General features: G+C 55.4%; 1 pseudogene. It reads right to left on the reverse strand.

Annotation, left to right across the window (positions count from 1 at the left end):
• Positions 1-503 (reverse strand): annotated as a pseudogene (locus NW858_RS12910) (recombinase RecF); the annotation flags it as partial.
• Positions 504-536: the final 33 nt, after the last annotated feature.

Consider the following 536-nt stretch of genomic DNA (forward strand, 5'->3'; position numbering starts at 1 on the left):
GGTTGGAGTTGCGGATAACTCTGTTGGCAAGCGGCCAGCTCCTCCACAAGACTTTGAATGCTGTGGTTGTGCTGGGCCAGTTGGTGAGAGCCCTGCTCGACAAGGGCTTGGAGTTCCTGCTGAAATTGCCGCGCCGCAGCCAGGCGGCTGAGCTGAGTTTGCAGTCGCTCTTGTTGAGCCTCAAGGAGGGGAATCTTGGCTACGTGCTCTCGATCGGCCTGTCGCTGTCGAAGCTGCAGCCGCAACTGTTCCAACTGGGCCCGGCCCTGTTCCTGTTCTGTTTCTCTCTGTCTTAGTTCTAGGCGCAGGGCCTGAAAAGAGGCCAACTTCTGGCCAATTTGAGAGTACCGTTGTTCCAGGGCACTTTGCTTTTCGCAGAGAGTTTGCAGGTGTAGCTTTTCCTCCTCCATTTTGTGGAAGAGGTGGAGCTGTTGTCGATATTCGGATTCTCGCAATTGGAGTTGGTGGAGCTGCTGCCGTAAAGTTTCCCGATGAGCTGTCAAGGTATGCCGTGTTCGTCGCAACGCCTCTTGCTC

Source organism: Synechococcus sp. H55.10, from assembly GCF_047502715.1.
Lineage (GTDB): Bacteria > Cyanobacteriota > Cyanobacteriia > Thermostichales > Thermostichaceae > Thermostichus.